Genomic DNA, 5,080 nt, shown 5'->3' on the forward strand with positions numbered 1-5,080 from the left:
CACGGCGGCGGGAATGCCGAGCACGCGGCCCAGCGACAGCGCGTCGCGGAAGCCGGTGTCGGACACCCGCACCATGACGCCGCCCAGAATTGCGGTCGCCACACCGACGGCGGCAAATCCAATGCCCAGCGTGGTCATGAACGAGGGCACCTTCAGCCTGACATGGACGAGGCCGTTCAGCAGGCCGATGGCGCCGCCGACGAGAATGGCGGCAGGCACGGACCACAGGCCGATGGCGATGCCCGTGAAGTCATTCGCCACCAGCATGGAAGCGGCCACGGCGCAGATGGCGATGACGCCTTCCGCCGACAGGTCGATCGAGCCCATCAGGATGATGAAGGTGGTGCCCATGCAGATAACCAGCGGAATCGCCGCCGTGTTCAGCATACGGACGATGTTGGAGACGCCGAAGAAATTCGGGTTGAACAGGCCTATGATTATGCAGAGGCCGGCCAGCACCGCAACCGGCGCCCAGCGCCGCCATTGGCCTGTCCATGTCCTGCCGGATATCGCAGCTGCTGTCACGCGCGGGGCTCCCGCCAGAAACCGTGGGAAAATATCGGCCGGGTGTCAAGCACCCGGCCGATGTCCGTCCTTGAGGATTAAGATCAACCCTTGCGGTACTGGATCTGGCCCGTGGCCTTGCCCCAGAGGTCGTTGAAGTCGACATTTGGCGGATTGCTCTTGTAGGCCGCAACATTGTCCTTCGTGACGATGATCCCGGTGCCGTAGAACTCGCGATGCTCCTTCGGCTCCTTGGTGATGTCGATCTTGCCCGTCGCGTGTGCATAGGGAATGGCGAGGCCCATGCCGCCGGTCCACAGGGGGTCCCAGGCGACGGTGCCCGCGAATTCGCCCGCTTCGATTGCGGCCACGGCAGCGTCGATGCCATCGATGCCGACGACCGGCACCTTGCCGGCCAGACCGTTCTGGCGGAGCGCCTCGAGTGCGCCCATGCCCATGCCATCGTTTGCCGCGAACACGCCCTTGATCTGGTCGCCGAAGCGCGTCAGCCAGGCCTGCGTAATCTCGAAGGCCTTCTGCTCGCTCCAGTCAGCCGGCTGGAAGTCGAGCAGCGTCACCTTGCCGTTGGTCTTGGCGATGGCGGTGTCGAGACCCATCTTGCGTTCGATCGCAGGAACGTTGGACAGGATGCCGCCCAGCGCCACGATGCCGCCTTCACCGCCGAAGGCCTTGAAAAGTTCGTTGGCAATGGCTTCGGCGGTCGGCACGCCGTCGAACGACATGTGAGCCACATAATTGGGGTCGAAATCCCAGGGGTGGAGATCGTCCGGCTTGTTCCACTGGGTAACGACCAGTCCGCCGGCCTTCTTCACTTCCTCGACGATGACGCGGGCGTCGGGCGAGTCATTGGGGTCGACGTTGAGAATGAGCTTGCCGCCGGTGCGCTGCAGCAGCGCCTTGATGTCGGCGATGCCCTTCTCGGAATTGCCCTCGGTCACCAGCACTTCGTACTTGGCGCCGATCGACTTGGCGAAGTCCTCACCGCCCTTGGCGAAAGTGGCGTGATAGGGATTGGCGACGGAACGCAGCGAGTTGGCGAGCGTCCATGTCGTCTCCTGCGCAATGGTGGGCATGGGGAACGAAGACCCCAATGCGCCAACGGCTGCCGCACCCGCGGCGCCTTTCAGCACCGTGCGGCGGCTTACGTTTCCTGTCAGGTTGCCGGTCAGTTTCAGAGCCATTTCATCCTCCCGAGATTTTGGCCTTTACTGCACCATCTAGTTACTGCAATATCTGAACCTGTCAAGTGGGTAGCAAAGCAACTGCGAAGATGTGTAATCAGTGGCGGTTCACGATCGAACATTCAAGGATTCCATGATGCCCACATCTGCCTCCGCCACCGAGACACCGGCTCCCAAGGGCCGGCCGCGCGATGCCGAGCAGACGAAGAAACGCATTCTCGATGCCGCCACCGTGGAATTTGCCCGGAAGGGGCTTGGCGGGGCGCGCGTCGACGAGATCGCGCTGCGATCCAAATCCAACAAGCGGATGATCTATCACTACTTCGGCAGCAAGGAAGAGCTGTTCAAGGCGGTGATCGAAGCGGCCTATGTCGGCATCCGTACCGCCGAGCAGAAGCTCCATCTCGACGAACTCGAGCCCGAGGAAGCCATCGCCACGCTCGTGCGCTTCACCTGGTCCTACTATCTCCAGCATCCGGAATTCCTGACGCTGGTGAACAGCGAGAACCTGCACCGTGCGAAGCACCTGAAGAACTCGGACGTCATCCGGGCCGTCAGTGGCAAGTTCCGCGAAATGGTAAATCACATCCTCGACCGCGGCGTGGCCAAAGGCGTGTTCCGCGAGTGCATCGACCCCGTGCAACTCAACATCACTATCGCTGCGATCGGCTACTATTACCTCACCAACCGCTTCACCGGAACGATTGTGCACGAGCGCGACCTTATGGCGCCCGAGAGCCTCGACGCCCGGCTCCGCTTCAACCTCGACACCATCCTCAGACTTGTGAAAAGAGACCCATGAGCGACGCCCCCTTCTTCCTGCCCGTGCCGAAGCTTCCGGCCGACATCTACGAACAGATCAGGGACACGGCGCGGCGCTTTGCTGAAGAGAAGATCAGGCCAAGGGCCGGTGAACTGGATGAGACGGAGGCCTTTCCCGCCGACATCTATGACGAGATGGCGGCACTCGGCCTGTTCGGCATCACGGTGCCGGAAGAGCATGGCGGCGCGGGTCTCGATGCCTTGTCCTACGCCTTGGTGATGGAGGAACTCTCTCGCGGCTATGCCTCGGTCGCCGACCAGTGCGGGCTTATCGAACTGATCGGCACGCTGCTCACATCGCACGGCACGGAGGCGCAGCGGGCCGCGTGGCTTGGCGACGTGCTCGCCGCGCGGAAACGTGTGGCCTACTGCATCACCGAGGCGGAGGCCGGAACCGATGTGTCCGGCGTCAGGACGACGGCCGTCAAGGATGGCGACGGCTGGAGCCTGTCGGGATCGAAGATCTGGATTCACAACGCGCCGGTGGCCGACGTGGGCTTCGTTCTGGCCCGAACCGATCCGGCCGCCGGCAACCGGGGCATGTCGATCTTCATCGTCGACCTCCATGCCAAGGGCGTGTCGCGCGGCAAGAAGGAACAGAAGATGGGCCAGCGCGCAAGCCAGGTGGGAGCGCTCCATTTCGACAATGTCGCGCTTGGGGCCGATGCGCTGCTTGGCCCGATGAACCGCGGCTTCCACATCATGATGAGCGTGCTCGACAAGGGCCGCATCGGCATCGGTGCGCTGGCCGTGGGCATCGCCCAAGCGGGCCTCGAAGCGGCCGTCGACTATGCGAAGACACGCAAGCAATTCGGCAAGGCCATCGCCGAGAACCAGGGCCTCGCCTGGCTGATGGCCGACATGAAGAAGGACATCACGGCGGCCCGCGCACTCGTCCATCGCGCGGCGATGACGATGGACCACGGCCGTCCCGCCACCATGGATTGCTCCATCGCCAAGTGCTTTGCCGGAGACGCCGCGGTCCAGCATACGGCAAATGCCGTGCAGATCTTCGGCGGGTCAGGCTATATCCGCGGCTTCGAGGTGGAGAGGCTCTACCGCGACGCCAAGATCACGCAGATCTACGAGGGAACCAACCAGATCCAGCGCACCATCATTGCGCGCGAATTGCTGAAGGCCTGACCCCATGAGCGATCCTTTCGCGGCTGCCGTCGGGCAGAGCGTCTCCTGCGCCAAGACGGTGGGAGAGAGCGACGTCTATCTCTTCGCCGGCATCACTGGCGACCTCTCACCCAATCACGTGGACGAGGCCGCCATGGCGAAGACGGCCTATGGCCACAGGATCGCGCATGGTGCCCTTCTGGTGGGCTACATGTCGCGTGCCTCGACGATGATCTGCGACAGGTGCGGCCCACTGATGGAAGGCCATTTCCCGGTTTCGCTCGGCTATGACAAGGTGCGCTTCCTCAATGCCGTGCTCATTGGCGACACGATCACCGTGAAATACACGATCGTGGCCGCCGACACTTCAAAGCTCCGCACGATGGCGGACGTCGAGGTGCGCAACCAGTCTGGCACGCTCTGCGCCGTGGCGTCGCATATCATGCGCTGGATAGCGCGGGGCTGACGGCACTCCCTTCCGGAACTTTCTGATCCACAGCACGTTTCAGTGCGGCCACGTTGCGTGCCGGTGGTAGCCGGCCTGGAACGGCTCAAGGTTACGAAGGCAGCGGCTGCCATCACCACCGTCAACTTCGCGGGTCTCCTGCTGGCTGTTTTGGCGGGTTTGGTCGCGTCGACGCTGACCAATCTGGCAGCGGACCTGCCGTTTACAAATCGAGCCTCCGGGAAAGGGCGCAAAATCTCACGGCCACGACTTCGGGCGGGCCGACGCTGGAACGCGCCTCTTCAACCCACACGGCCTGACACTGGCCTCGACGAGCCGTCACGAACCCGTGATGGGGGCACGGAATGCAACGATCCGGGAACCTTCCCCGCAGCGGCACGTTGATGAGGCAGAGGATGCTTCAAGTGCGTCCTGGAGTGTCAATCAACCACGGAGAAGTCTTATGGATTGGAACCGGATCGAAGGAAGCTGGAAGACATTCAAGGGTCAGGCCAAGCAGCAGTGGGGCAAGCTCACGGATGACGACCTCGATGTCGTGAACGGCCGCCGCGAAGAACTCGAAGGCCGTCTCCAGACTCAGTACGGCTATGCCAAGGACCGCGCGCGGACCGAGGTCGACAACTGGATGAAGTCTCTCTAGCCGGTTTCACCTTCGAGGGACCCACTTGCGGCGCGCCACGCGCCTGCCCAACAAGCGAGCGAGGAATGGGCCGGCCCATTGAAGAGTGCCAGCCATTCCCGCCCGGAGCCAGGAGGAGCAACCGATATGCGCACTCTCGCCGTTCTTGCCCTGACCGTGTGCCAGTTCACGGCCTTTCCGTTTCTGGCGATGGTATCCGCGAACAGCGCGCGCCATCACGCCGCGCTGGAGCAGTACGCCGATGTTCCGGGCGGCACCACAATCTACAAGACCACGCAATCGCTCTGAACATCGTCTGAAACAAGAAGCGCCCGGAGATATCTC

Annotated in this window: 7 protein-coding genes; 5 read left to right on the plus strand and 2 right to left on the minus strand. The window is 62.8% G+C overall.

What is annotated here, in order from left to right; genetic code table 11:
- Positions 1 to 525, minus strand: a 525-nt coding sequence (locus ACEW8Q_RS03360) for an ABC transporter permease (RefSeq protein WP_373502640.1), incomplete at its 3' end; no start/stop codon positions are given.
- Positions 526 to 608: 83 nt separating this feature from the next.
- Positions 609 to 1,706, minus strand: a complete 1,098-nt coding sequence (locus ACEW8Q_RS03365) for a sugar ABC transporter substrate-binding protein (RefSeq protein ID WP_373502641.1) — start codon at positions 1,704 to 1,706, stop codon at positions 609 to 611.
- A 136-nt stretch (positions 1,707 to 1,842) separates the two neighbouring features.
- Between ACEW8Q_RS03365 and ACEW8Q_RS03370 the strand changes: the two genes are divergently transcribed.
- From ACEW8Q_RS03370 to ACEW8Q_RS03390, 5 genes are all read left to right on the plus strand, one after another.
- The gene (locus ACEW8Q_RS03370) at positions 1,843 to 2,508 is read left to right on the plus strand and encodes a TetR/AcrR family transcriptional regulator (protein ID WP_373502646.1); all 666 of its coding nucleotides are present in this window, start codon (positions 1,843 to 1,845) and stop codon (positions 2,506 to 2,508) included.
- A complete protein-coding gene (locus tag ACEW8Q_RS03375; RefSeq protein WP_373502642.1) occupies positions 2,505 to 3,671 on the plus strand; it encodes an acyl-CoA dehydrogenase family protein in 1,167 nt (388 codons plus the stop codon). The genes ACEW8Q_RS03370 and ACEW8Q_RS03375 overlap by 4 nt, the downstream gene beginning before the upstream one ends.
- 4 nt (positions 3,672 to 3,675) lie before the next feature.
- Entirely contained in the window at positions 3,676 to 4,116 is a 441-nt protein-coding gene (locus tag ACEW8Q_RS03380) for a MaoC family dehydratase (RefSeq protein ID WP_373502643.1), read from the plus strand.
- A 442-nt stretch (positions 4,117 to 4,558) separates the two neighbouring features.
- Entirely contained in the window at positions 4,559 to 4,756 is a 198-nt protein-coding gene (locus tag ACEW8Q_RS03385) for a CsbD family protein (RefSeq protein ID WP_373502644.1), read from the plus strand.
- 126 nt (positions 4,757 to 4,882) lie between these two features.
- Positions 4,883 to 5,044: a hypothetical protein gene (locus ACEW8Q_RS03390; protein ID WP_373502645.1), complete on the plus strand. Its 162-nt coding sequence runs from the start codon at positions 4,883 to 4,885 to the stop codon at positions 5,042 to 5,044.
- Positions 5,045 to 5,080: the final 36 nt, after the last annotated feature.

Origin of the sequence: Aestuariivirga sp., from assembly GCF_041738905.1 — a bacterium.
Lineage (GTDB): Bacteria > Pseudomonadota > Alphaproteobacteria > Rhizobiales > Aestuariivirgaceae > Aestuariivirga.